The sequence below is a fragment of the Agathobaculum hominis genome, assembly GCF_014288055.1.
GTDB lineage: Bacteria > Bacillota > Clostridia > Oscillospirales > Butyricicoccaceae > Agathobaculum > Agathobaculum hominis.
The window spans coordinates 197,697-223,216 of sequence record NZ_JACOPK010000001.1; the positions used below are offsets into that span (position 1 = coordinate 197,697).

The window sequence follows — 25,520 nt, forward strand, 5'->3', positions numbered from 1 at the left end:
ATGTGGAAAAACCGCGCAGGTTATGCGCTTGCGGTCGCGGCGCTCGCCGCACTCGTCTGGCTGTTCGGCAGACCGTTTCTCGTCTGTGCGCTCGTTCTGGCGGCAGGACTGCCGTTCGTGCAGCTCGCGCTGCTGAAGCGCGATGCGGGCGCGGTCTCGGTCTCGCTCTCCGTACGTCCCGGCGGCAGGGAAGGGGAAGCGCTCCTGCTCTGCTTTGAGGTAGAGAACGGGCGTGCGCTGCATGCTGCGCGAAGCATTTATCTCGATCTCGCGATGAACAATCTGCTGCTTGGCGAGGAAACGCACCGCCGGGTGATGCTGACGCTCAGCGACGGCGCGAACCGTTTTTCCTGCCCGATCGTGCCGCCCTGCTGCGGCGAAATCGTGATTTCCTGCCGCGAGACCGGTCTCTGTGATCTGCTGCATCTGTTCTGCGAGCGGGTCGCGCCTTTTGACGAGGTGCGCACGGTCATCTATCCGCGCCCGGTGCAGCTCGAGCTTACGCTGTCGCGCGATGCGGTCGGCGAGACGGGCGACAGCGGTCTGACGCGCAGCCGCAAGGGCACGGATGCGAGCGAAATGTTCGACATTCGAAGCTATGTACCGGGCGACGACATCCGCTCCATTCACTGGAAGCTGTCGGGCAAGACGGACGAGCTGATCGTGCGTCAGGCAAGCGACCGCACACACTACGATCTGGTCATCCTGCCCGATTTCGGAAGAAAGCAGGGCGGCCGCGATATCGCGGCCGGAGAGCTGACGAGGTGTGTCGCTCTCGTGATCGAGCTGAGCCGCCGTCTTGTGCGGCGGGGCGTGCCGCTGTGCGTCGCGCTGCCCGGACCGGGCGGCGGCATGGAGCTGTTCGGCTTCAAAAGCGTGCGCGAGCTCGAGCAGAGCATCCCGCGATGGCTGTCCATCAAGCTCCCCGAGCAGGCCGGACGCATGATGCAGCTGTTCCGCATGGAGCATCTCGAAAACCGCTTCACCCGCATGGTAACGGTGAGCGCAGGTGCGCCCGAGACCGGTCTCCGTGCGCTCGCGAACGACATCGGCGTGCTTTCTCTGACGGTAACGAAGGACGTTTCCGAGCCGCGCGCTGTCCTTCTGAACGGCGTGGAAAACATTGAGATACCGGCGGAGGGCGACGCGAAGATCAAAATTCTCTGCTGAAACGGAGTCCCAGTATGAACGAAATCAGCGTTAAGACGCTTTACCCGGACGGGTCGACAAGTCCATATCGCGCCCTCGCCCTGCCTGCGTTCGCCTCGCTCTGTCTGATGGCCGGCGCGCTGCTCGTGCTCTTCCGGACATGGGATGAGCTGGCGGTTCCGCGCTGGGCGCTCGTGCTCGCGGCGGCGGCAGGCTATGTGTCCGCCTCGGCGGCGCACCGCCTTTCGCGGCGGCACGGCGCGTTTTATCTGCTCGGCCTCGTGCCGTGGGTACCGGCGCTTCTCATGCCGGCCGCATGCGTGCGTGGTCTCGCGGCATGGGTTTCCGGACTCGCCGCACGCTGGAATGTGCTGCACGACGGCAGCGCACAGCTGCTGAACACAGCGCCGGATCTCGTTGACGAAAAAGCGGCGGCCTTTGTCGGCGCGATGCTCATCGCGCAGGCGGCGCACTTCGTCGTGGTGCACCGTCACCGCGTGCTCGGCGCCGTGCTCGGAGGGTTCTGGATTGCGCTCGGTCTGGCGGACGGCTGCTTTTCGCCGCTCGGCGCGGCGCTCATGCTCGCAGGCATGCTGGCGCTCTATGTCTCGGATATCAGTCTGCATCTGACCCGCGCGGCATGGCGCACGCTCGGCATCCTGCTGGCTCTGCTCGCGGCCGCAGCATTCCTGCCGGATATGGATATGCAGGGCATTCGCAGCCTGCGCGAGAAGGCGCAGAGCGGCGTACACGAGCTGCGCTACGGCGCGGACAGTCTGCCGGGCGGCGTGCTCGCGCAGGCGGATACGCTGCACAGCGATCCGCGCGGCATGCTGAGCGTGACGGAAGGGCAGGAGAAAACGCTCTACCTGCGCGGATATATCGCCGGCGCGTATGCGGACGGGGCTTGGAAGCCGCTGCCCGGTCTGATCTACAGCGAGGAGTACGCGGGCATGATGAAGTGGCTGAGCGGGCGCGGCTTTGACCCGGCGCGGCAGCCGGCGGCATACCTTGCGCTGTGCGGCGACAGCGAGGCCGAGCCGAACGACGTGACGGTTGAAACACTTGCGGCAAGCCGCGAATATGTGTACATTCCGGGTACGGCGAATGAGCTTTCGGGCGCGCGCGTCACGGAAAACGAACGCGACAGCACAAGCCGTGCGCGGGGCGTGCTTGGCGCGCGCCGCTACACAGCGTCCGAGCTTTCCGGCTCGCGTCCGGCCGAGCTGACGGTTGCAGAGGACTGGGTCAGAGCACCGCAGACTCCCGGACAGCAGATGCATCTGGAGAGCGAGGCGGTCTACCGCGGCTTCGTTTACGACAGCTATACCGCTGTCAGCGACACAATCGCGCCGATGCTCGACCGGCTGTTCTGGGAGGACTACGACGACTCGAACGACGGCATTTACAGCGCGGTCAGCCGGGTGCGCGAGGTGCTGCGCGACGAAATGACCTATACCGAAACGCCGTCTGAGGCCCCCGGGGGCGAGGACCCGCTCACGTGGTTTCTGACCGGGGGGCGCGAGGGCAATGCGGTGCAGTATGCCTCCGCGGCCGCTATGGCGCTGCGCGCGCACGGCATTCCGGCGCGCTACTGCGAGGGTTATCTGCTGACTGCGGCACAGGTGCAGGCGGCGGAGGGCGGCGCGGTCACGCTGACGGGGGCGAACGCTCATGCGTGGTGTGAAGCATATTTCGACGGCGTGGGCTGGCTGCCCGTAGATGTGACGCCCGGGTTTTACTATGATGCGCTCGCTCTTCAGCAGCTCGTCGCGATGCCGGATTCGATCCGCCGCACAGCTGCGATGGAGGACGCGGGGGACGCAGCCGGCGAGGTGGCACAAACGGATGACAGCGGCGCAGACAGGCCCGACGGACTGCTCGACGGCACGGTCTATCCCCCGGAGCTGCTGCTCGGCGTTCTGGCGCTGCTGCTCATCCTTGCTTCGCTCGCGGCGGCGGCACTGGAAGGCACGCTGCTGCTCTGCCGCGTGCGGGCACTCTCCGGCTTCAAACACGCCTCGCCCGAGCAGCGCGCCCGCCTGCTCGCGTGGTGGGGACAGCACATCCTTGCCGCACGCGGCGTGGAGGCGACGATCGGCTGGCATACGGAGGAGACCGACGCGAAGCTCGCAGAGATGATCGATACGGTCAATCCCGGCGAATACAGGCGTGTATCCGGCCTGCTCGAAAAGGCGATCTACGGCGGCATCGCGCTCAAGGTGTACGAGGAACGCGCAGTATACAGTCTGCTCGACCGGCTGTATCACGCCCCGGCGCCCGATTTCGCGACCAGACGGCGGCTGCATTATCTGCTGCTCGCTCAGCTGGGGTACGCGCGAGCGGAAAAACTGTAATAAAGAGTGCATTGCGGCAGAAAGCGGCAGTGCGCTCTTTTTCTTTGGTGGGAATGTGGAAAAAACGGTTGAAATCCGGATGTGTTTTCGGTAAAATGATAGTAGAGTAAAAGAAACAGCAGCGGCGCTTTAGCCGGCGCCGATAAAAGCCGCCCCGGCGGCACGACGTAGAAAGACAGAAGAGGAAAAAGAAAATGGCAGTTACTTTGGTAGAAATCGCCTCGCTTGCAGGCGTATCGCGCGGCACGGTCGACCGCGCCCTCAACAATCGCGGCCGCGTTGACCCGGAGGTCGCGGACCGTGTGCGCCGCATCGCAGCCGAGCTGGGCTACCGGCCCAACCGTGAGGGGCGTCTGCTCGCGCTCGCGAAAAACCCGATCAAGATCGGCATCATCGTCCAGTCGGTCGAGACCATGTTCATGCACATGGTTTTCGAGGAGGTCATGCGCACGCAGGCGCAGCTGACCACGCCCGGCGCGGAGATCTATGTGCGCCCCATTCAGGGCGTTGACGCAGAGCGCCAGCTGGCTGCGATCGACGAGCTGGTCGAGCTTGGCGTGAACGGACTGGCGCTGTCTCCGGCAGAGGATGCGCGTGTGCGCGCACGGGTGATGGAGCTGTCCTCCAAGGTCCCGGTCGTGACCTTCAACACCGACCTGCCGGAGTCGGGCAGACTGTGCTACGTCGGCCCGGACAACTATGCCTTCGGCCGCGCGAGCGCCGGTCTGATGAATCTCCTGCTCGCGGGAAAGGGAAGCGTGCTCGTGGTCGGCGGTCAGGAAAACAACCTTGCGCACCGCCAGCGCGTCGACGGCTTCCGCGATGAGGCAGAGTCCCAGTTCCCGGGACTCGAGCTGCTCCCGACCGAGAACTGCGGCGACGATCAGAAGCTCGCCCACGACATCGTGTGCCGTGCGCTGCGCGAGCATCCCGACCTCGGCGGTGTGTACATCTCGGTAAACGGCCAGATCGGCGCGTGTGAGGCGCTGACCGAAATGGGTGCGGCAGGCCGCGTCCGCCTCATCTGCCACGACCTTATCCCGGCAAATATCGAGAACGTCCGCCGCGGCGTGATCGACTTCCTGATCGACCAGGACGCACATATGCAGGGCAACCGTCCGACCGAGCTGCTGCTCGACTACCTGCTCTGCGGCGACAATCCGGAGAGCGAGCGCATCCTTGCGCACATCGACATCCGCAACCGGTACAACGTCTGAAAGAGGTAAAAATGTACGAAATATCGCTGCCACACGGCACAATGACCCACTTTCCTGCCGCCGGGGTAAAAAAGAACGCGCTTATCCTCTGCCCGGGCGGCGGCTATGAGCACTGCTCCATCCGCGAGGGTGCTCCGGTGGGCCGCGCCTTCGCCCGCCGCGGTATCGAGACTTTTGTGCTGCGGTATGACTGTGCTCCGGCGCCGCTCGGTACCCGTCCGCTCGCCGCGCTGTCGGCGGCGGTGCAGTGGGTGCGCACGCACGCGGAGCAGTACGGCATTTCGCCGCAGCGTATCGCGGTCGGCGGATTTTCCGCCGGGGCGCATCTTGCAGGCCTTCATGCGGCGGTGTGGAACCGCGCGTCATGGTATCCGCAGGGAACGGATCTCGCACTCCATCAGCCGAATGCCGCCGTGCTGTGTTATCCGGTCGTGTCCGCCGGCGAGTACGCCCATCGCGGCAGCTTTAAACAGCTAGCAGGAGACGATATGGAAAAACAGCAGGCGTTCTCGCTCGAAAATCTGGTGTCTCCCGATATGCCACGCACCTTCCTCTGGCATACGCTGACGGATGAGACTGTGCCGGTCGAGAATTCGCTGTTGCTCGAGAAATCGCTCCGCAGGGCGGGCGTTTCGCACGAGATGCACCTGTTTCCGCACGGCGTGCACGGTCTCGCGCTTGCGGATATGGAGACGTCGGACATCGAAAAGGGCCGCCTGCCCGACCGCCATATCGCCCGGTGGCAGGCGCTCTGCGCGGAATGGCTGAAGGAATAAAAAGGAGAAAATTTTATGTCATTCAACACAGCAAACATGATCGTTTTTGTCCTCATGGTACTGCTGCCGCTCGCGGCAGTGCTTGCACTTGAGGTGTTTTTGTCGCGCCGTCCGAGCTGGTGGCCGGGGCTTGTGCTGCCGTGCTCGGTGACGCTCGGCGCATTCAACATGATCCGTCTGATGGCGCTCAATTTCCTTCTCGCGCAGCCGACGCTCGGCGGCGGCATCCTGCATGCCGGGCTGTTCATTCTGGCGTGCCTCGTACCGAGCGCAGCGCTGTTCACGATCTATTTTCTAAACCGGAAAAAGGTGCAGCAGAAGTGCGCAGAAACCGAAAACAGCAAGCCCAAAAGGTAAAAGAAATCCCACTCGCGGTGCAGTTCAGAAACACCGGAGTGGGATTTTTCATGCGAAAACTCTGTGATACGCGAGGGCGATATAGTCGCCTGCGGCAAGCGTCACTTCCTTCGAGGCGACAGCCTTGTCTGCGAGCGTAACGATCCACGCAATGCGCGAGCGCGGAATGGGCGCGAGGGGGAACATATGCCGCGCGATGGCGTCGCATTCGCGGTCGGACAGGCCGAAAACGCGCTTCGCCCGTGCAGCGGCAATGTGGCCGTGGATGAAGCCGTGCATGTGCGTCAGCCGTCTGAAGCCGGAATAATGGCGCACAAAGCGGCGAAAACGCTCGCTGTGCCAGTCATAGCCGAAGAAATCGTGCAGCAGCGCCGCGCGGACGACCGACGCGGTCTCTTCCTCGGAAAGATGGAGCGCGCACGCAATGCGGTAAGCGGCGCGCGTTACGGCAAGCGAGTGGTCGTAGACCGTGTTCGCAGGTCCGTGGTGCTCAAAGGAGCGCAGCTTCTGAAAGCGCGGATCGTTCAGGATCGCGCCTGCGTATCGTTCGATCTCATTCTGACCCATCGGAAACACCTCCTGAAAAACGGGAACACGGGTCCTTTTCTGACTTTATTATATGCGCGAAACGCTGAAAAATCAAGAGGAAGAATTTGAAGAAATTGTGAAGAATTCACAGTTATTCCGCAGGCGTGTCCGAACTGCGGCGTTCCGCCTCGAGCACCTCGATACGCTCTTCGAGCAGGTCGATGCGCTCTGACTGGCGGAGCAGAAGCGTGACAGGGACGGAGATGACGAGCGAGAAGAACACAATGACAGGCCAGAGTTTTGTAGCAAGCTCAAACACCACCCATCCGCCGCATAACGACGCGCCGAAGCACGCGGCAAGCGTCAAGGCGAAAACCATAAGAAATCTCATAGAACATACTCCTTTCAGCAGCTAAAAGCGCTGCAATCCAAAGCTGAAATGAGGCGCCCCCCTGTCCTGAGGCTCATCGGACAATTCGGACTTCGGCCGGCTGACCGTCTGCGCCGTAAAACGTCACGCTGCCGCTGCTCCGCGGCAGGACGAGCGCGAACGGCTGCGTGCTGTCGAGCTCGATGGTGCGCGTTTCGATTCCGCTGTCAATGACCGCGCGGTCAATTTTCTCCGCGTTCATCGAAATATACGCGGTCTCGGGACGGTCGTTCACCGTAAAGGCCGCGACAAAATCCGAAATCTCAAACAGGCTGCCGCCCATGGTGAAGAACCAGCCGGTAGTGAAAAAGCGGTGTGTATCGCGGTCGATATAGAGCGCAAAAACGTAGTCGCTGTGGTTGGGAGCGTATGCGATCCCGGCGGCGGTCGTGTCACCGGCGCTGGTCTGCACCGTCCAGTCATCCGGAATGTCCTGACTTTCGCGCATGGCCTGCTCAAGCTGGTCGGTCGGGATGCCGATGTCGCGATTGGCGTAGAGCACGCCGACCGTGACGCCGCACACGAGGAGCAGCACGAGCGCGATGCGCAGCAGAATACGAAGCTTGTCTTTCATGGCTTCCGCCTCCCTTACAGGTAAATTCTGTACTTTGATTATACCAAAAAACAGGCGGCAGGTAAAGAAAATCAGCCGCATTTCCGGAGAAACACGGCTGAAAAAGTCAGTCCAGCGGCGGCGTATCGAGGATCATCTGCCGGTACGGCAGACCCTCGAAGCCGAGCATGGTGTAGAGCGCAATGGCGCGCACGTTGCTCTCGGTCACTTCGAGGCGGTAACGCGCAGCGGTGTTGTATTTTTCGTGCACGGCGGCGATCATGCGGCTGCCGATGCCCTTGCCGCGCTGCTCGTCGTCCACCATCAGCTCATCGAGCCAGACGCACAGGCCGCCGGCCTCGTTCGACCAGGTGAGCGCGAGCAGGCAGTACGCGCAGGGTGTGCCGTCGTCGTCCTCAGCGATCAGACAGTCTGCGTAGGGCGTGCCGTGCATGAGCAGCTCAAATGTGCGCTCGGCGTTTTGCTGCGGGATTTCATGGTCGCAGGCCGAGGTGCGGTAGAAGGCGTGGCAGCGGTCGATGAAAAACTCGCGGTCAGCCTTTTCAATAGAGCGAATGCGCATGGGAGGCTCCTCTCAGATCTGGTCGAGCGCCTGCTGAAGGTCTGCGATGATGTCCTCGACGTTCTCCAGACCGACCGAAATGCGGACCATGCCCGGCTCGATGCCTGCGGCAACAAGCTGCTCGTCGGTCAGCTGGCGATGGGTCTCGGAAGCCGGATGCAGCACGCAGGTGCGGATGTCGGCAACGTGAACCTCGTTGCACGCGAGCTTGAGGCTGTCCATGAACTTCATCGCCGGAGCGCGGCCGCCCTTGATGTCGATGGACATGACGCCCGAGGTGCCGAGCGGCAGATACTTCTTCGCGCGCTCGAAGTGCTCGTTGCCCGGCAGGGCAGGGTAGCGCACCGAGGCGATCTTGTCGCTGGCCTCAAGGAATTTTGCGACGGTCAGCGCGTTCTCGCAGTACTGGCGCATGCGGACCGGCAGGGTCTCGAGACCCAGATTGAGCAGGAATGCGGAGTGTGCGGAGGGGTAGCAGCCGAAGTCGCGCATCAGCTGCATGCGGGCCTTGATGATGTAGGCCATCGCGCCGAATTCACGGGTGTAGACAACGCCGTGGTAGCTCTCGTCCGGCTCGGTGAAGTCCGGGAACTTGCCGGAGGCAGCCCAGTCGAATTTGCCGCCGTCGACGATAACGCCGCCGCCCTGTACCGCGTGGCCGTCCATGTATTTGGTGGTGGAGTGGATGACGATGTCTGCGCCCCACTCGAACGGGCGGCAGAGAACCGGCGTTGCGAACGTGTTGTCCACGATGAGCGGAACGTTGTTCCTGTGCGCGATATTCGCCCACTTTTCGATGTCGAATACGGTCAGAGCCGGGTTGGCGAGCGTTTCACCGAAAACAGCCTTGGTGTTCGGCTTGAACAGCTTCTGAATCTCCTCTTCATCCGCTTCCGCGTCTGCCCAGATGCACTCGATGCCGAGCTTTTTGAGGGTGACGCCGAACAGGTTGATCGTGCCGCCGTAGATGGTGGAGACGGCGATGAAGCTGTCGCCTGCGGAGCAGAGGTTGAGGATGGAGAGCAGGGAAGCGGCCTGACCCGAGGTGGTCAGCATGGCGCCGACACCGCCCTCGAGAGCGGCGATCTTCTTTTCCACGGCATCGCAGGTCGGGTTGGCGAAGCGGGAGTAGATGCACTCGGTCGGCATATCAAACAGGGACGCGATCTTTTCGGTCGAGTCGAAGCGATAGGTGGTGGACAGAACGATGGGCATGACGCCTGGGCCGCCGTTTTCCGGCTTGTAGCCTTCATGCAGGCATTTTGTTTCGATTTGCATAATAAACTACCTTTCTTATAGGATTTAAGGTATAATAATCTTCATTTATTGTAACACGGAGGGGGAGGGGGGTCAAGGGCGAAGAGCCCCTTCTATCTTTCCCCTCAGCAGAGGGTATGCCTTTCCGCCGATACAGCGGCTCGCCGCTGGAGGCGGCGTTACGCTCAGAGTGAGCGTGGGCATTGGCCGCCTTCGGCGGCCGGGGGATGCCGGGGTCTCCCGGCAGAGACAAAAGGGGCAGGGACACCAAGGTTTCCCTGCCCCTCTTGACTCCCCAACCTTTCCTTAGGACGCGACTCCCTTCGGTCGCGCGTCTAAACGGGGGTTACGGGGGCTCGGTTCCGGGCGTCGGTTCGCTTATAGGACGCTGTTATGCCCTGAATTTACTTTGCGCGATTTGCCGCGCATAACAGTGCGCGGCCAGACGGTGCAGGGCGCTTGATTTGCGCTGCGAAAAGCTCTGCTTCCATCAAGCGTATGCCCTTGGAGCAGCAAACGCCCCTGTGGGCCCCTCGCATTTAGACGCGCGACCGCAGGGAGTCGCGGCTTAAAGGAAGATGAGGGGGAGTTAAGAGGGGGATAAGAAACCATTTGGTGTCTTATCCCCCTTTTGCCCCCGCCGCCGGGCGGCGGCATTCTCGCCGGTGAACACCGGCTCTCCCGGCCGCCGAAGGCGGCCAATGACCACGCCCTCCGAGGGCGTAAAGTCGCCTCCAGCGGCGCACCGCTGTACCGGCGGAAGGTATACCGTCTGCTGGCGGTCAAAAAGGGGACGGCAAAAACTCCGAATTGACACTTGCTGAAAAGGGTGAGCTATTTTATAATAAGATAAACACATGGGAGGATTTTTTATGACTGACGAAAAGATCGCGCGTATCAACGCGCTTGCAAAAAAATCAAAGACGGAAGGCCTTACCGAGGCGGAAAAGCAGGAGCAGCAGGCGCTTCGCGCGGAATATATCGCGGATTTCCGCAAAAGCCTCAAGAGCCAGCTCGACAACACGGTAGTCATCAGTCCGGATGGCACCTCCTACAGGCTCCGTCAGGACAAGGGTGACAAATGATGCATCTGCCGGGGTATGCGGCGCGCGCGGTCGAGCGTCTGGAACAGGCCGGGTTTGAGACCTGGGCGGTCGGCGGCTGTGTGCGCGACAGCCTGCGCGGCATCCGGCCGCACGACTGGGACTTGTGTACGGCGGCAGCGCCGGAGGAGATGCTGCGCGTTTTCGAGGGAGAACAGGTCATCGAGACCGGTCTCAAACACGGCACACTGACCGTGATACTGGACGGCAGTCCGCTCGAGATCACGACCTACCGCACGGACGGCGGCTATTCGGACGGCCGTCACCCGGACGGCGTGCGCTTTGTGCGCAGCATCCGTGAGGACCTCGCGCGGCGCGATTTCACGGTCGGCGCGATGGCGTGGCATCCCGAACGCGGGCTTTTTGACCCGTTCGAAGGTCGGAATGACCTGAAAAACCGCATTCTGCGCGCGGTCGGCGATCCGGATACGCGCTTTACCGAGGATGCGCTGCGTATTCTGCGCGGCGTGCGCTTTGCGTCCGAGCTTGGCTTTGCGATCGAGGGGAACACCGCTGCGGCGATGCGGCGGCAGCTCGGCCGTCTTTCCTGCGTTGCAGCAGAGCGCGTGCGCGAGGAGCTGACGCGGCTTCTGTGCGGTCGATGGGCGCAGCGCACGCTGCTGAAATATAACGACATCATCGGTGCGGCGCTGCCCGAGCTCGTGCCGATGTTCAGCTGCACACAGGATAATCCGCATCACTGCTACGACGTCTGGGGGCATACCGTTCGTGCGGTCGGGCAGGTTCCGTCTGAGCCCTGTCTGCGGTGGGCGATGCTGCTGCACGACAGCGGAAAACCGGCCTGCAAGACCGTGGATGAGCAGGGAATCGGTCACTTTCGCGGCCACCCGAAGCACAGCCGTGCGCTTGCGGGCACGCTGCTGCCGCGCCTGCGGTTCTCGAAGGAGGACACCGAGCGCATTCTGCTGCTCGTCGAGCAGCATGACCGCCCGCTCGGGGACAGTGAAAAGCTCGTCCGCCGCAGTCTTGCACGCCTGGGAGAGGCACGGTTCCGCGACCTGCTCATGATCAAAAAGGGTGATGCGGTCGGTCAGAACACGCAGCCGTGGGACGTCGGCACGCTGTGCGCGACAGAGAGAATGCTGAACGAGGTGCTGCGGCAGAACGCCTGTCTGTCTCTGCGGCAGCTCGCGGTGAACGGGCACGATATGCAGGCGCTCGGCCTCGGCGGCGCGGCCATCGGGGAGATGCTGCGGTATCTTCTGGACGCGGTGCTTGACGACGAGAGCCGAAACCGGCGGGAGATCCTGCTGCGGCTCGCCCGGACAAAAATGGAGGAAAACTATGGACAACACAGAGAATAAGGAGCTGTTCCTCTCGACCTTTCGCAAGAATGTGCAGCGTCCCGGCGCGGAAAAGCTGCTTGCATGGATGGAGACGACCGACTTTTTCACTGCGCCCGCCTCGACGCGCTTTCATGCGGCATATGAGGGCGGACTGCTCGATCATTCGATGAACGTCTACAATGTGCTCATTTCCAAGCACTTCGATCCGGCGTCCGATGACATCGAGAGCTTTACGATCGTGTCGCTGCTGCACGATCTGTGCAAGGCCGGATTTTACAAGACCGAGCTGCGGAACCGCAAAAATGACCGCGGCGAATGGGAAAAGGTGCCGGTATACACGGTCGACGATCAGTTTCCCTACGGTCACGGCGAGAAAAGCGTGTATCTGATCGAGCGCTTCATGCGCCTGCGTACCGAGGAGGCCATGGCCATCCGGTGGCACATGGGCGGCTTTGACGAGTCGGTCAAGGGCGGCAGCTTCGCCCTTGCGCACGCCTTCGAGAAGTATCCGCTCGCAGTAAAGCTGCATCTTTCCGATCTGGAAGCAACTTATCTGCACGAAAACAGGAGTGAATGAGCATGAAAACCCAGACCTTTACCCTGAAAACCGAACGGCAGGGCTATTATGACATCACGCGGACCGTGCGCGAGGCTGTGCGCGAGTCGGGCATTCAGAGCGGCATTGCGATCGTTTTCTGCCCGCACACGACCGGCGCGATCACGATCAACGAGAACGCCGACCCGGACGTGAAGCATGACCTGACGCTCGGCCTTGACGCGGCGTTCCCTGACCGCGCGGCGTTCCGGCACGCCGAGGGGAACTCGGATGCGCATTTGAAATGCTCGACCGTCGGCGCGAGCGAGACCATTCTCATCGAGGACGGGAAGATGCTGCTCGGTATCTGGCAGGGCGTCTACTTCTGTGAGTTCGACGGCCCGCGCACGCGCAAATATTTTGTGAAAATTATGGAGGACAGGGGATAACGGTTGCATTTATCCCGTCTGTTTGCTATGATAAAGAAAAACAAAGACAATACCGCACGGCTGAGCAGGAGCGTTCTGAGCAGGACGCTGATGCCCGGCCTGTGTGATGCTGCCTGAAACAAGGAGAAAATGTCATGGAAGCACTGGAATGTATCAAAACGCGCCGCAGTGTGCGTAAATTCACCGAAGAAGCAGTAAGCCGCGAGCAGATGGCGGAGGTCGTTGCCGCCGCAGCCTATGCGCCGAGCTGGAAGAACACGCAGACCGCGCGCTATAATTTCGTCACGGACAAGGAGAAGATCGCGCGTCTCGCGTCCGACTGCATGATGGATTTTGCGTACAACCAGAAGACCGCCTCGCACGCACCGGCGCTCGTTATCCTGACGACGATCACCGGCCGCTCCGGCTTTGAGCGCGACGGCAGCTTCTCGACCTCCAAGGGCACGCACTGGCAGTCGTTCGACGCCGGCATTGCCGCTGAGGCGTTCTGCCTTGCGGCGCACGCACATGGTCTCGGCACGGTCATTATGGGCGTTTTCGAGGAGAGCGAGGTTCGCAAGGTGATCGAGCTTCCGGAGGGAGAAGAGGTCGCTGCGATCATCGCCATCGGCCATCCGGCAGAGCAGCCGCAGGCTCCCGCACGCAAGGACGCCGATACCCTGCTGCGCGTGATCGACTAACAATTACATCCCAAAGGAGAGCACGGATTATCATCCGTGCTCTTTTTTTCGCGCCCAAGACCTTCTTGCATCATGCCTGATCATCGCACCATCTCCATGACTAGCTCAACTTCGATCAAGAGAAAACCCGTAGTGCACCAAATGTATCTGGAGGCCCCTCGCGTTTAGCCGCGCAACCGAAGGGCGTCGCGGCTTGAAGGAAAGTTTGGGGGAGTCAAGAGGGGGAAAGGAAACCATCGGTGTCCTTTCCCCCTTTTGCCCCCGCCGCCGGGCGGCGGCATTGCCCACGCCATGTCATGGCGAACATCCCCCGACCCGGGAGGGCCATCCTCGCCTCCAGCGGCGCACCGCTGTATCGGCGGAAGGTATACCCACTGCTGAGGGTAAGGAGAAGGGGGCGGCGTGGCCTGCCGGACAGGCGGTTTCTTACGCTGAAAAAAATCTTTGGAATTTTTTTAAAAAAACGCTTGACTTTATCGTTAGCATATGCTAACTTATATACAGGTTAGCCGAGGCTTACTGATACGCCCGATGACCGGTATCGTTCGCACGGAACCGAACGGTACGGATAAGATTAAACAACTTCCTCTGTATTTTGCGCATTGATCCGAACATAACAGACCATATAAGGACTGCGTGGCCGTATGGCTAACCGCGGCCGCGCTGTTCGGAAAACGCCGGATGAAACAGGCCGGAGATGGACAAGATACGAGTGAGAAGAAAGGGGCGTCAGATACCATGGAAAACCAGCTCGACCGACTGCTTGCCGCGTACTGCTCACCGGCGCTCGCCGGCATCAAGCCTGCGAATCTTGTTTCCTGCGACCGCACGATCTATCCCGATCTGCCGGAGCAGCTCGAGACCTACCGCGAAGCGTTCGCGCCGCGCGGAATGCGCTTTGAGATCGTCTGTGCGTGCCGCGCACGGTATCTGCTTCTCGTGTACAACGAGGCGCAGCTCGAGCGCTATATGCAGGATGAAAGAGTACAGCATGTGCTCCGACGCTTTGGCTATCCGGTCGGCAGTCCGCTTCCCGAACTGCTCGCGGTGCTGAGAAAGCGTATCGCCTGCACGGACGGCTTTCCGCATGAGATCGGACTGTTTCTGGGCTATCCGATCGAGGATGTGGTCGGGTTTATTCGATATTCCGGTCGCGGCTGCAAGCTCAGCGGCTACTGGAAGGTTTACGGTGACGCAGAAGCGGCGTCCCGTCTGTTTGACCGCTTATCGCGGGTATGTCACGCAGTAACAAAACGAGTAGAGCAGGGCGAAACGCTGCTCGAGGTTTTCGCGGCGGCATAAATGCGTACAGCATATATATATTTTCAACTAAAGGAGCTAAACTGACATGAGCAAAGCAGCAGTTATTTTCTGGAGCCAGACCGGCAACACCGAGCAGATGGCAAGCGCAATCGCAGAGGGCATCCGCGAGGGCGGCATGGAGTGCGATCTGCTGAACGTAGCAGATACCAACCCGACCGACGCAGCGGCTTACGCTAAGATCGCTCTTGGCTGCCCGGCAATGGGCGCCGAGGTTCTCGAGGAGACCGAGTTCGATCCGTTCTTCACCGATCTGGAGAGCAAGCTGTCCGGCCGCAAGGTCGCTCTGTTCGGCTCTTACGGCTGGGGCGATGGCCAGTGGATGCGCGACTGGGTACAGCGTACCAACGACGCAAACGCTGTCATCTACACCGATGAGGGCCTGATCATTAACGAGACCCCCGACGAGGACGGTCTGGCAAAGTGCAAGGAGTTCGGCAAGGGCTTCGCAGCTTTCTAAGGCAACCTCCAATCTGCATCTCCATACATATATATCCTTAACCTATCCCATGCGCTGCGCCGAACGCGCGCCAGCGCGCATTCGATAGAACCTGCGCAGCAGGTTCATAAAAACCGGGAGCATGTATCACGGTTTTTATACAAGAGGTTAAATTTGTGTGCCGCGCAGCGACGCGCAAATTTAATCACAGGTTCAATCCGCATTCATGCGGTTGAACCTACTCGTTGCAAACTGTAGTTTGCAACGAAGTTCACTCCGGTCATACCTGCCGCGACGGCGGCGGTTATGATACAAATATCCTTTCTTGTCCCGGGGGAAACCCCAAACCTGGTACGCTGCCCGGCGTACCCGTAACAGAGCCCGCAGCTGTCCGGAACAACGGCTGCGGGCTTCCTCCTGTCCGGAGATATTTTCCCGGAAATGACGGATGGAAACGGACATCCTGCAATTATGCCGTTCTGTCCTTTTGCGAGAACATACAATTAGCACAGACGAACTCATAGCAGCGTTGTATAGATTAGCCAAAGTTAACTGAATGAGGTTGACAAGAGAGGTTAGTGGTGGTAAACTGCATATGTTAAAGGGGTTAGTATCTACTAACCCAAACCGAAGAGACATAGATCACAGCAAAGGAGAGGGTCACTATCATGCCGCTTACACTGATGGATATCGGCGTCGAAACGACGGTAAAAGCCATCCGGGGAAAGGATCAAACACGCAAGTTTCTGCAAAATCTGGGTTTTGTGGAGGGCGCAAAGGTGATCGTTGTGTCGTCTCTCGCCGGAAATGTGATCGTGTCGGTAAAGGACGCGCGCGTTGCGATTTCCGAGCAGATGGCGTCGCGTATCATGGTCTGAACAGGGGGTAAACAACAATGAGCAATCTGAGAAACACGCCGGTCGGCTCCACCGTTACCGTGCGCAAGATCGAGGGTGAGGGCGCGACCCGCCGCCGTATCATGGATATGGGCATCACGCGCGGCGCGGAGATCTACGTCCGCAAGGTAGCACCGCTGGGCGATCCGGTCGAGATCACCGTGCGCGGCTACGAGCTTTCTCTGCGCAAGGCTGACGCGGAAATGATCCTCGTCGACTGAGTTCCGTCATTTCTGTGAGTTGCTCTTAGACAACTCTAAAGTGCGGAAAACAGCAAAATCAGTTAAAAATTTTTTTTAGATATGGGTTAGCGTGTACTAATTGAGTTAGCACACGCTGACGAGAAAGGGGAACAAACATGTCAATTCGTTTGGCACTTGCCGGCAACCCGAACTGCGGCAAGACGACCATGTTCAACGATCTGACCGGTGCGACGCAGTATGTCGGCAACTGGCCGGGCGTTACGGTCGAGAAGAAGGAAGGCAAGTTCAAGGGCGACAGGGAAGTTACGATCACTGACCTGCCGGGTATTTACTCGCTGTCTCCGTATACGCTCGAGGAGGTCGTAGCACGCGATTATCTCGTAAACGAGAAGCCGGACGCTATCATGAACCTCGTTGATGCGTCCAACATCGAGCGCAACCTGTACCTGTCCACCCAGCTGCTTGAAATGGGCATCCCGGTCGTTATCGCGCTGAACATGATGGATATCGTCAAGAAGCGCGGCGACGTGATCGACGTCAAGAAGCTCTCCAGGGAGCTTGGCGTTCCGGTCGTTGAGACCGCAGCCATCAAGGGCGAGGGCACCAAGGAGCTCGTCGAGGCGGCAAAGAAGGCCGCTGCGGCGAAGAACGCTCCGGCAAAGCATGCGTTCTCCGAGACCATCGAGAACGCGCTGACCGAGATCGAAAAGCTGATCGCGGACGTGACCGAGCCCGCGCAGCGCCGCTGGTTCGCTGTCAAGCTGTTCGAGCGCGACAGCAAGGTGCTTGCCCGCTTCGCGTTCGGCAAGGACGTTCTGGAGAAGCTGGAAAAGCTCATCACCGCTGTCGAGGAAGAGCTTGACGATGACGCAGAGTCCATCATCACCGACGCGCGCTATCAGTACATCGGCGGTCTGGTCAAGGACTGCGTCAAGAAGAAAAAGACCGGTCTTTCCACCTCGGACAAGATCGACCACATCGTTACCAACCGAATCCTCGCTCTGCCGATCTTCGCACTGGTCATGTGGCTGGTTTACTACGTTTCTGTAACCACCGCAGGCGGTATCTTCACCGACTGGGCAAACGACGGCGTGTTCGGCGATGGCTGGCATCTGTTCACCATCGGCGCTGCCGACTATGAGGAAGCAACCGCCGAGTACGACGACCAGATCACCCGCCGCGATGCATGGCTCGAGGCTGCCGACGAGGCCGGCATCGACACCTCGGCTCTGACCGAGGCTCTTGAGGCCGAGGAGGCGGACGAAACCGCTATCGCTGACGCAGCTGCTGCCATCGAGGCAGACCCGGCTGCTGCATCGGTTGTCGGCACTGCCGAGTTCGAGGACGAGGACTCCGGTGAAGTCACCACCGAGGACGTTGACCTCGCAACCTTCGAGGAAACCATGACCGCTGCGGAGCCGGATCCGGCTGACTTCGGCGTATGGGTTCCGGGTATCCCGGTACTGCTGGAGAAGCTGTTCGCCTCCATGGGCGTCAATGAGGACGGCTGGGTCTACAGCCTGGTAATGGACGGTATCGTTGCCGGTGTCGGCGCGGTTCTGGGCTTCGTTCCGCAGATGCTCATCCTGTTCTTCTTCCTCGCTATCCTTGAGGACTGCGGCTACATGGCGCGTGTTGCGTTCATCATGGACCGTATCTTCCGTAAGTTCGGTCTTTCGGGCAAGTCCTTTATCCCGATGCTGATCGGCTCCGGCTGCGGCGTACCGGCTGTCATGGCTTCCCGTACCATCGAGCAGGAGCGCGACCGCCGTATGACCATCATGACCACCTGCTTCGTACCGTGCGGCGCTAAGCTGCCGATCATCGCAATGTTCGCAGGCGCGTTCTTTGGCGGCTCCGGCACCATCGCATTCTCTGCTTATGTTCTGGGCGTTCTGTCCATCATCATCTCGGGCATCATGCTCAAGAAGTTCAAGATCTTCACCGGCGACCCGGCTCCGTTCGTCATGGAGCTGCCGGCTTACCATGTACCGACCGCAGGCAATGTGTTCCGCTCTATGTGGGAGCGCGGCTCCTCCTTCATCAAGAAGGCAGGCACCGTTATCCTGCTGTCCACCATCTTCATGTGGTTCACCCTCGGCTACGGCTGGGAAGGCGGCGCGTTCTGCGCGGTATCCGATATCGACAACTCCATCATGGCGCGTATCGGCTCTGTTATCGCTCCGATCTTCACGCTGCCGGGCTTCGGCACATGGAAATCCGCCGTTGCCACCATCTCCGGTCTGGTTGCGAAGGAGAACGTTGTCGCTATCTTCGGTCAGCTTTACCACTTTGTCGGCGAGGTTGCAGAAGACGGCTCCGAGATCTGGAGCGAGCTGGCGGCTGACTTCACGCAGGTCGGCGCATATGCCTTCATGGCGTTCAACCTGCTGTGCGCACCGTGCTTCGCGGCAATGGGCGCCATCAAGCGTGAGATGAACAACGGCAAGTGGACTGCACTGGCGATCGGCTATATGTGTGCTTACGCTTACGTTGTATCCACGATCATTTATCAGATCGGCGGCCTGATCACCGGCGAGCTGACCTTCGGCGTCGGCACTGTTGTTGCGATTGCATTCATCGCGCTGATCATCTTCCTGCTGTTCCGCAAGCCGGCTAAGGCTGACTCCACCGAGGGCCTGCGCCGCATGAGCGTAGACGCAAACTAACTGTTGACTTTAGAAAGAGGCATATATCATGGGTGATATTATTCTTGCTGTTATCGTAGCAGTGATCGTGTTCTTCGCGGCACGCTCGGTGTTCGTCAAGAAGTCGGGCGGCTGCGGCGGCGACTGTGCGCACTGCGGCGGCTGCGGCGCTCACAATCAGACGCCTCACAAAAAGTAAATCAAATGAAAAGAGCGGGCAGTTCGAACGAGCTGCCTGCTCTTTTTGCATTTGCAGGGCAAATGCTGTTTCTGTGTGAAAACGCGCTTTTTGGTCTGTGACGCACGGCTGACCTGCGGCATAGCCTGTAAGGAAAGGTGCGTGAAGAGATGGAAATTCATGTTGTTCAGCCGGGAGAGAGCCTTTACCGTATTGCGCAGCATTACGGCGTGCCTCTGGCGGCTGTGCTGCGGCAGAACGAGCTGCGCGACCCGAACCGTCTGACGCCCGGGGAGTGCATTCTCGTCCCGGTCGGCGGTCGGCAGTATACCGTGCGGCGCGGAGATACGCTCGCCTCGATTGCGGAGGCACAGGGCACGACCGTGCGGCAGCTCTGGCGCGATAATCCGTTTTTCATGGGACAGGATAGGGTTTCGCCCGGACAGACGCTCTATCTTGCGGAGAGCAGCGCATATCCGCGAAAAATCGTTCTGGGCGGCGTGCGGCAGGGCACGGACGCAAGGATGCTGCGCCGTGTGCTGCCGCAGCTGGATTACTTAGCGGTCGCCTCGTTCGGCTTTGACCGCACGGGCCGCATCCCCGGCATACACGCGGAAATTCCGGTACGGCTCGCACGGCGGTACGGCGTCAGACCGGTGTTCGTGCTGACGATGCAGGACGAGAACGGCCGGTTTTCGGGCGAACGCGCCCGTCAGGTGCTGCGCGATCCGGCTGCACGCGCGAATCTGATCCGCAGCGCCGCGCAGAATGCAGCGGCAGGGGAGTGGGCGGGGATCATGCTCGATTTCGAGTATCTGATGCCGGAGGACAGGGATGCTTTCTCGGACTTTGTACGAGCGCTGAAGGCACAGCTTGCATCGGAAAAGCTGGTGCTGCTGCTTGCCCTGCCGCCGAAAACCTGTCGGGGGCAGACCGGACTGCTCTGCGAGGCGCATGATTTCCGGGCGCTCGGCAGGAACGCAGATCTTTGCGTGCTGAAAAATGCTTCGGTCGCGCTTGGTGCGCCGTCTGCGCTCGCGGACATCGGCAGGATGAATGAGGCGGTACGGTATGCGGTCAGCGAAATCCCGGCGAAAAAGCTGCTGTGCAGCCTGCCGGCAGGCGGTCTCCAGTGGGCGCTTCCGTGGCATCAGGGACAGCGTGCCCGTCCGCTCGCCGGGGCGCAGGCCGCAGAGCAGGCAGTGCAGGTCGGCGCGCCTATCCGTTATGATGATGCGGCACAGGCGCCGCACTATAATTTCTGGCGAGGCGGCACGGAGCAGGAGGTCTGGTTTGAGGATGCGCGGTCGTACCGCGCGAAATGTGCGCTGGCAGCGGAATACCGTCTTGGGGGTGTTGCCGTACCGGAGGCAGCACAGTGGTATTCACAGCTGTGGGGCATCCTTTGAAAAATTTTACCGTCTGCTGACGGTATACCTTCCCGGGACGGGGGCAAAAGGGGCAGGGAAGCCTTTGTTCCCCCCTCACAGGGGTAACAAGTGATTCCTTGGATACCCCGGCAGGCCATCGTGTTTACGATGCCTGCCGGGGTTCCGCTGTGTCCTGGGTTTGCGGTGCTTCCAGTGCTTCTTCCACATCCTGCTGTCCGCTGCCGACATAGCCAATGCCGTTGTAGTCAATCTCCACGGTCTGGGGCGCGTGTTCTTACGGACTCTCTGTACCACGTCCCAGACCTCCCGCGTAATGAGGGTGGGATGGGTATTCTTAAACACCAAGCATTCTTCTCTGGAATGTTCCACCCCTCCGTTTGTCCTTGTAGGACTTCGTACTCTACTTCATGTTGACGGTGTTTCCCAGATAGATTTCGTTCTCCAGCATATCCGCCACGGTATCCCCAGACCAGTGATACGGTCGTTGTGTATCCAGCCCCACGTACGTGATGCCGAATCTGGTGTAGGCGTACATGGTGGGTGTCAGGATCTGCTCTTTCTTGAGAATGCGGGCAATCTGACTGGGACCGCTGCCGCCGGCGCACATGGCGAAGATCCTGCGGACGATGGATGCCGCTTCCTCATCCACTTCCAGCTTTTTTGTCTCTGAGTTTTTTCGGTAGCCATAGGGCGCTCTGGTCCCCAGCCGTTCGCCCCGTTCTGCCTTGGCCTTCAGCACCGCACGGATCTTCCGGCTGGTGTCCCGAATAAACCACTCGTTGAACAAATTCTTGAACGGCATGAGGTCGTTGTTCTCGCTGCTGTCGGTGTCCACATTGTCATTGATAGCGATGTAGCGGACGCCGAACATGGGGAAGCGTTCCTCGATGTACAGGCCCGTGTGGAGCTGATTTCTACCGAGGCGACTGAGATCTTTGGTCACAATGATCCCGATCCCGCCGTTTTCCATGTCTGAGATCATCTGCTGGAACGCCGGTCTTTGGAAGTTTCCTCCCGAAAAACCGTCATCCACATAAAAGCAGGGGCTGGGGAAGTGGTGATCTTCCGCAAGATGGCTTTTTGAGACGAGATTTGTCAAGGTGATTTTCTGCATTAAACTCAAAATTCAGAATACAGAGAGCAAGAATAGTATTTTACAGCAAAAGCATCCCAAACAGTGCGTCTGGGATGCTTTTTGTATGCCCGGTGACATTCAGATCAGTAGCTTACAGAGTCGAGTTCGTATGCCATCATGCTTCAAGTTCTTTGATAGGCAATGGCTTGAGGGATATTTCTCAAATTTCCGAACTTAGAATCATATCCACTATTGGAGTAATGATTTGCGCAGCCTTAGAGGAGGCGTTACCAGTTGTATCCCTAAAGGGATAGCAAAAAGTTTGAAACTGCAGCACACTTATAGGCTATCATTCGCTTTACATAGGACAATGATATAAACATAAGAATCACAGGATGGACATGAACCACTCCACGGTCTTGGGGTCATAGTGGGAGAAGAACAGGCTCTCGCCGCCGTCCAGCGCTTCGATGGCGGCCATATCGTCAGCCGTCAGGGTGAAGTCAAAGAGGTCGAAGTTCTGCTGCATCCGCTCCTTATGGATGGACTTGGGGATGATGACCACGTCACTCTGCATCAGGAAACGAAGGGCAGTCTGTGCGGCGGTCTTGCCGTACTTCTTGCCGATCTCCGTCAGGACGGGGTTGATGAACATATCCTTGCGACCCTCGGCGAAGGGACCCCAGGATTCAATCTGGCAGTTGTACTTCTTCAGATATTCTCTGGCCAACTTCTGCTGCTGGAACACATGGGTTTCGATCTGGTTGACGGCAGGCTTGACCTCGGAGAAATGCTGAATGTCCAGATACCGGTCGGGGCCGAAGTTGGACACGCCGATGGCACGGAGCTTTCCGGCCTTATAAAATTCCTCCATCGCCCGGTAAGTGCCATAATAATCGCCAAACGGCTGATGGATGAGCAGCAGGTCGAGATAATCGGTACGCAGCTTTTCCATGGATGCCTCAATGGACGCTTTGGCCTTCTCATAGCCGGCGTTGGTGATCCATACCTTGGTGGTCAGGAAGAACTCCTCCCGGGGCAGACCACTCTCGGCAATCGCCGCACCTACGCCCTCCTCGTTGCCGTAGGCCTGTGCCGTGTCGATGCTGCGGTAGCCCACATCAATGGCATCCAGCACGCAGCGCTGGGTGTCCTCCGGCGGAGTCTGATACACGCCGTAGCCCAGCTTCGGCATCTTGATGCCGTTGTTCAAAGTAACGTATTCCATAATGATACCTCCAATTTCCTGAAAAGCAGGATTTTTTATGATTCCTACTTTACAACACTTTTTCGATATTGTACACTATTGATATCGCAATCTGCTTTTCATAATATGAAAAGCATTTCGAGAGGTGAGACTATGATTGATCTGAATGAGTTAAGCCAGCTTGTGGCTTTTGCCGACCTGGGTACGCTCAGCCGCGTAGCGGAGGAATTCCACATCTCCACGCCGTCTATTACCCGTTCCATGCAGCATCTGGAGGAGGCTTTCGGCGTACCGCTCTTCCTTCGTGGGAAGAACAAAATCGAACTGAACGAAACCGGAAAAATGGCCGTGGCAGCTGCCCGAACGCTCTTACGGGAGGCAGAGACCACCGTCCGTCAGGTGCAGGAATTTGACGCACGGCAGCACACGATTATCATCAAGTCCTGTGCGCCTGCGCCTCTGTGGGAATTGCAAAAGGACGTGAACACGCAACAGCCGGAAATGATGGTTTCCTCTGCGATCTGCCAGAATAGAGAGGTGCTTTCCGCATGGCAGGACGGCTCCTGCGATATGGCCATTCTGCCATTTCCCATTGAAGGCGCCCAGCCGTTTCTGAAAGAGAATCTATTTGTCTGCGTGCCGCCGGACCATGAGCTTGCAAAATACGAAGCGCTGACCTTTGCGGACATCAACGGCTTCAACTTCCTGCTGCGGACAGAGCTGGGCTTCTGGGACACCCTCTGCCGGGAGAAGATGCCTGCCTCCAAATTTCTGGTACAGCCGGATGCTATGGTGTTTGAAGAATTGGTGAACGCCTCGTCGCTGCCCTGTTTTACCACGGATTATGTTCGGCTTCGAGACTATCCGAATCGAGTCAATATTCCGCTTTCTGATGAGGAATCCCATGTAACGTTCTATCTGGCAAAAAGGTAAAGGAGAATAGAATGAACAAACAGGAAAATCCCATGGTCATTCAAGTTCGGAATGCCCATGTACACAACCTAAAACATATTGATGTGGATATTCCGCTGAATAAGATCGTAGGCATTGCAGGGGTGTCCGGTTCCGGCAAATCCTCCCTTGCCCTTGGCGTACTGTATGCGGAAGGCTCTCGTCGGTACTTGGATGCACTTTCCACCTATACCCGGCGCAGAATGACGCAGGCACCACGGGCGCAGGTGGATGAGGTGCTGCACATTCCTGCGGCACTGGCACTGCATCAGCGTCCGGGCGTTCCGGGTATCCGAAGCACCTTCGGCACCGGGTCGGAGCTGCTGAGCAGCCTGCGGCTGATGTTCTCGCGCCTTGCAAGCCACCGCTGCCCCAACGGGCACTATCTGCCGCCGACCCTTGCTGTGGCAGCAGGGCAGGCACTGACCTGCCCGGTCTGCGGAGAACGGTTTTATGCGCCGTCGGCGGAGGAGTTGGCCTTCAACTCGCAGGGGGCCTGCCCGACCTGCGGCGGCACAGGACTTGTGCGCACGGTGGACGAATCGACGCTGATCCCGGATGACTCCCTGACCATTGATGAGGGCGCTGTTCTGCCCTGGAAAACGCTGATGTGGTCGCTGATGTCGGACGTCTGCCGGGAAATGGGCGTCCGCACGGATGTGCCGTTCCGGGACCTGACTGACCGGGAAAAGGAAATCGTCTATCACGGCCCGGCAGAGAAAAAGCATATCTTTTATAAGGCAAAGGGAACGAATCAATCCGGTGAACTGGACTTCACCTATTTTAATGCAGTCTACACTGTGGAAAACGCCCTGTCCAAGGTCAAGGACGAGAAGGGTATGAAACGGATGGAGCGCTTTTTGAAGGAGAGCGTCTGCCCGGACTGTGGCGGAAGCAGGCTGTCCCAGCGGGCAAGACAGCCAAAGCTCTGCGGCATCACGCTGGCGGAGGCGTGCGAAAAGCCGCTGTCCCAGCTGGTGAAATGGGTCGATCATGTCCCCGACGCGCTGCCGGAGGAAATGCGCCCCATGGCGGAGAGCATCTGCGAATCCTTCCGGACAGTGGCAAAGCGGCTGATGGACTTGGGACTGGGGTATCTGTCGCTGGACCGGGCGTCTGCCACCCTTTCTACCGGCGAGCGCCAACGGATGCAGCTGGCTCGTGCCGTCCGCAACCGTACCACAGGCGTTTTGTATGTGCTGGATGAGCCGTCCATCGGTCTGCACCCGTCCAATATTGTGGGACTGACCGATGTGATGCACGATCTGATTGCCGACGGCAATTCGGTCATATTGGTAGATCACGACACGCAGATCCTGTCCGAAGCGGATTGGGTGGTGGAGATGGGGCCGGAGGCCGGAGTAGACGGCGGGCAAATCATCGCACAGGGTACTATCCCGCAGATCGCAGCCGACTCCCATTCCAAAATCGGCCCTTTTCTGAGAGGGAAAACGCCGCCCCTTCGGAAGAAAGCGGCGGCGCAGGAGATGTTTGAGCTGGGGCACATCCATCTCTCCACGGATGCCGTCCACACCGTGAAGCCCTTGGAAGCGGATATTCCCAAGGGGCGGCTGACGGTGGTGACCGGCGTATCCGGTTCCGGCAAGACCACGCTGATTCTGGAAAGCCTGATTCCCGCGCTGGAAGCCCTGACAAACGGAACGGCGCAGCCGGCTCATGTAAAGAAAATCTGTGCAGAAGGCATCCGGCAGGTCAAGCTGATCGACGCCGCACCCATCGGCATCAATGTCCGCTCTACCGTGGCCACCTATGCCAATGTTCACGACGAGCTGCGCAAGGCCTATGCAAGACTGCCGGAGGCCAAAGCACTGGGCTATAAGGCAGGAGATTTCTCCTACAATACCGGAAAGCTCCGCTGCCCGACCTGCGACGGAACAGGCTCCATCAGTCTGGATGTGTAGTTTCTGCCG

The 25,520-nt window shown here is 59.3% G+C and carries 26 protein-coding genes; 19 read left to right on the forward strand and 7 right to left on the reverse strand.

The genetic code is table 11. The features are described 5' to 3' along the window. From H8S02_RS00950 to H8S02_RS00970, 5 genes are all read left to right on the forward strand, one after another. On the forward strand, positions 1–1,170 hold the full coding sequence (locus H8S02_RS00950) for a DUF58 domain-containing protein (protein ID WP_186968820.1): 1,170 nt from the start codon (positions 1–3) through the stop codon (positions 1,168–1,170). A 14-nt stretch (positions 1,171–1,184) separates the two neighbouring features. Further along, positions 1,185–3,506, forward strand: coding sequence for a transglutaminase-like domain-containing protein (locus tag H8S02_RS12425; RefSeq protein WP_243166346.1), 2,322 nt, complete (start codon positions 1,185–1,187; stop codon positions 3,504–3,506). Between the two features lie 194 nt (positions 3,507–3,700). After that, positions 3,701–4,723: a LacI family DNA-binding transcriptional regulator gene (locus H8S02_RS00960; RefSeq protein ID WP_118686508.1), complete on the forward strand. Its 1,023-nt coding sequence runs from the start codon at positions 3,701–3,703 to the stop codon at positions 4,721–4,723. A 41-nt stretch (positions 4,724–4,764) separates the two neighbouring features. After that, positions 4,765–5,499 (forward strand): alpha/beta hydrolase, encoded by a 735-nt coding sequence (locus H8S02_RS00965; RefSeq protein WP_186968821.1) that lies wholly within the window; start codon positions 4,765–4,767, stop codon positions 5,497–5,499. A 15-nt stretch (positions 5,500–5,514) separates the two neighbouring features. Continuing rightward, positions 5,515–5,856, forward strand: a complete 342-nt coding sequence (locus H8S02_RS00970) for a hypothetical protein (RefSeq protein ID WP_186968822.1) — start codon at positions 5,515–5,517, stop codon at positions 5,854–5,856. A 48-nt stretch (positions 5,857–5,904) separates the two neighbouring features. Here H8S02_RS00970 and H8S02_RS00975 read toward each other — a convergent pair whose 3' ends face one another. From H8S02_RS00975 to H8S02_RS00995, 5 genes are all read right to left on the reverse strand, one after another. Then, on the reverse strand, positions 5,905–6,423 hold the full coding sequence (locus H8S02_RS00975) for an HD domain-containing protein (RefSeq protein WP_186968823.1): 519 nt from the start codon (positions 6,421–6,423) through the stop codon (positions 5,905–5,907). Positions 6,424–6,535: 112 nt separating this feature from the next. Beyond that, on the reverse strand, positions 6,536–6,775 hold the full coding sequence (locus H8S02_RS00980; protein WP_186968824.1) for a hypothetical protein: 240 nt from the start codon (positions 6,773–6,775) through the stop codon (positions 6,536–6,538). 73 nt (positions 6,776–6,848) lie between these two features. Then, positions 6,849–7,388, reverse strand: coding sequence for a hypothetical protein (locus H8S02_RS00985; protein WP_186968825.1), 540 nt, complete (start codon positions 7,386–7,388; stop codon positions 6,849–6,851). Between the two features lie 106 nt (positions 7,389–7,494). Then, positions 7,495–7,950: a GNAT family N-acetyltransferase gene (locus H8S02_RS00990; protein ID WP_186968826.1), complete on the reverse strand. Its 456-nt coding sequence runs from the start codon at positions 7,948–7,950 to the stop codon at positions 7,495–7,497. A gap of 12 nt (positions 7,951–7,962) precedes the next feature. Next, positions 7,963–9,228, reverse strand: a complete 1,266-nt coding sequence (locus H8S02_RS00995; RefSeq protein WP_186968827.1) for an O-acetylhomoserine aminocarboxypropyltransferase/cysteine synthase family protein — start codon at positions 9,226–9,228, stop codon at positions 7,963–7,965. Between the two features lie 851 nt (positions 9,229–10,079). Between H8S02_RS00995 and H8S02_RS01000 the strand changes: the two genes are divergently transcribed. The 12 genes from H8S02_RS01000 to H8S02_RS01055 all read left to right on the forward strand — a co-directional run bounded on the left by H8S02_RS01000 (position 10,080) and on the right by H8S02_RS01055 (position 20,374). Then, on the forward strand, positions 10,080–10,292 hold the full coding sequence (locus tag H8S02_RS01000; RefSeq protein ID WP_186968828.1) for a DUF896 domain-containing protein: 213 nt from the start codon (positions 10,080–10,082) through the stop codon (positions 10,290–10,292). Then, positions 10,289–11,635: a CCA tRNA nucleotidyltransferase gene (locus H8S02_RS01005; RefSeq protein ID WP_186968829.1), complete on the forward strand. Its 1,347-nt coding sequence runs from the start codon at positions 10,289–10,291 to the stop codon at positions 11,633–11,635. The genes H8S02_RS01000 and H8S02_RS01005 overlap by 4 nt, the downstream gene beginning before the upstream one ends. Then, positions 11,616–12,194, forward strand: a complete 579-nt coding sequence (locus H8S02_RS01010; protein ID WP_118686499.1) for a hydrolase — start codon at positions 11,616–11,618, stop codon at positions 12,192–12,194. The genes H8S02_RS01005 and H8S02_RS01010 overlap by 20 nt, the downstream gene beginning before the upstream one ends. A 2-nt stretch (positions 12,195–12,196) precedes the next feature. Further along, entirely contained in the window at positions 12,197–12,601 is a 405-nt protein-coding gene (locus tag H8S02_RS01015; protein WP_186968830.1) for a secondary thiamine-phosphate synthase enzyme YjbQ, read from the forward strand. Positions 12,602–12,735: 134 nt separating this feature from the next. Beyond that, positions 12,736–13,281 (forward strand): nitroreductase family protein, encoded by a 546-nt coding sequence (locus H8S02_RS01020; protein ID WP_186968831.1) that lies wholly within the window; start codon positions 12,736–12,738, stop codon positions 13,279–13,281. A gap of 738 nt (positions 13,282–14,019) precedes the next feature. Continuing rightward, on the forward strand, positions 14,020–14,583 hold the full coding sequence (locus H8S02_RS01025) for a DUF3793 family protein (RefSeq protein WP_186968832.1): 564 nt from the start codon (positions 14,020–14,022) through the stop codon (positions 14,581–14,583). Positions 14,584–14,629: 46 nt separating this feature from the next. Next, on the forward strand, positions 14,630–15,061 hold the full coding sequence (locus tag H8S02_RS01030) for a flavodoxin (protein WP_186968833.1): 432 nt from the start codon (positions 14,630–14,632) through the stop codon (positions 15,059–15,061). Positions 15,062–15,708: 647 nt separating this feature from the next. Then, entirely contained in the window at positions 15,709–15,918 is a 210-nt protein-coding gene (locus tag H8S02_RS01035; RefSeq protein WP_186968834.1) for a FeoA family protein, read from the forward strand. A 17-nt stretch (positions 15,919–15,935) separates the two neighbouring features. Beyond that, positions 15,936–16,157, forward strand: a complete 222-nt coding sequence (locus H8S02_RS01040; RefSeq protein ID WP_186968835.1) for a FeoA family protein — start codon at positions 15,936–15,938, stop codon at positions 16,155–16,157. Positions 16,158–16,294: 137 nt separating this feature from the next. After that, positions 16,295–18,808, forward strand: coding sequence for a ferrous iron transporter B (gene feoB, locus H8S02_RS01045; protein WP_186968836.1), 2,514 nt, complete (start codon positions 16,295–16,297; stop codon positions 18,806–18,808). A 28-nt stretch (positions 18,809–18,836) separates the two neighbouring features. Next, positions 18,837–18,986 carry a FeoB-associated Cys-rich membrane protein gene (locus tag H8S02_RS01050; RefSeq protein ID WP_186968837.1) on the forward strand — a complete coding sequence of 50 codons (150 nt, stop codon included), beginning with the start codon at positions 18,837–18,839 and terminating at the stop codon, positions 18,984–18,986. A gap of 149 nt (positions 18,987–19,135) precedes the next feature. Continuing rightward, positions 19,136–20,374 (forward strand): LysM peptidoglycan-binding domain-containing protein, encoded by a 1,239-nt coding sequence (locus H8S02_RS01055; RefSeq protein ID WP_186968838.1) that lies wholly within the window; start codon positions 19,136–19,138, stop codon positions 20,372–20,374. 382 nt (positions 20,375–20,756) lie between these two features. Here H8S02_RS01055 and H8S02_RS01060 read toward each other — a convergent pair whose 3' ends face one another. Together H8S02_RS01060 and H8S02_RS01065 are read right to left on the reverse strand one after the other, a co-directional pair. Further along, positions 20,757–21,455 (reverse strand): recombinase family protein, encoded by a 699-nt coding sequence (locus H8S02_RS01060; RefSeq protein ID WP_186968839.1) that lies wholly within the window; start codon positions 21,453–21,455, stop codon positions 20,757–20,759. 364 nt (positions 21,456–21,819) lie between these two features. After that, positions 21,820–22,659 carry an aldo/keto reductase gene (locus H8S02_RS01065; protein ID WP_186968840.1) on the reverse strand — a complete coding sequence of 280 codons (840 nt, stop codon included), beginning with the start codon at positions 22,657–22,659 and terminating at the stop codon, positions 21,820–21,822. Between the two features lie 132 nt (positions 22,660–22,791). On the opposite strand from H8S02_RS01065, the gene H8S02_RS01070 reads away from it, so the two are divergent. Together H8S02_RS01070 and H8S02_RS01075 are read left to right on the forward strand one after the other, a co-directional pair. Beyond that, complete coding sequence (locus H8S02_RS01070; protein WP_186968841.1) at positions 22,792–23,571, forward strand: LysR family transcriptional regulator; 780 nt, start codon at positions 22,792–22,794, stop codon at positions 23,569–23,571. Between the two features lie 11 nt (positions 23,572–23,582). Continuing rightward, positions 23,583–25,511, forward strand: coding sequence for an excinuclease ABC subunit UvrA (locus H8S02_RS01075; protein WP_407926387.1), 1,929 nt, complete (start codon positions 23,583–23,585; stop codon positions 25,509–25,511). The last annotated feature ends 9 nt before the right edge of the window (positions 25,512–25,520 follow it).